This window comes from Bacillus cereus (assembly GCF_002561295.1).
GTDB classification, from domain to species: Bacteria; Bacillota; Bacilli; order Bacillales; family Bacillaceae_G; genus Bacillus_A; species Bacillus_A cereus_S.
This window is the reverse complement of sequence record NZ_NTUG01000062.1, coordinates 1-299: the sequence shown is the minus strand read 5'-3', so window position 1 is coordinate 299 and position 299 is coordinate 1. Positions and strand designations below refer to the sequence as shown.

Here is a 299-nt window from a genome sequence, read left to right as displayed (position 1 = left end):
AAGTTTCCGTGTTTCGTTTTCGTTTAGTTTTGAGAGTTCAATAAATGTGTTGACTCTTTAATAAGAATATGATATAAAATAATTCTGCAATTTGTATGGGCCTATAGCTCAGCTGGTTAGAGCGCACGCCTGATAAGCGTGAGGTCGATGGTTCGAGTCCATTTAGGCCCACCATACAACTTGGGGCCTTAGCTCAGCTGGGAGAGCGCCTGCCTTGCACGCAGGAGGTCAGCGGTTCGATCCCGCTAGGCTCCACCAAAAGCTATTTTATATAGCATGGTATGTTCTTTGAAAACTAG

2 tRNA genes are annotated in these 299 nt (G+C 44.5%); both read left to right on the top strand.

Annotation, left to right across the window (positions count from 1 at the left end):
* Window positions 1–97 precede the first annotated feature (97 nt).
* A tRNA-Ile gene (locus CN373_RS24200) sits at window positions 98–174 on the top strand.
* An 8-nt stretch (window positions 175–182) separates the two neighbouring features.
* Window positions 183–258 (top strand) — tRNA-Ala (locus CN373_RS24195).
* Window positions 259–299 lie beyond the last annotated feature (41 nt).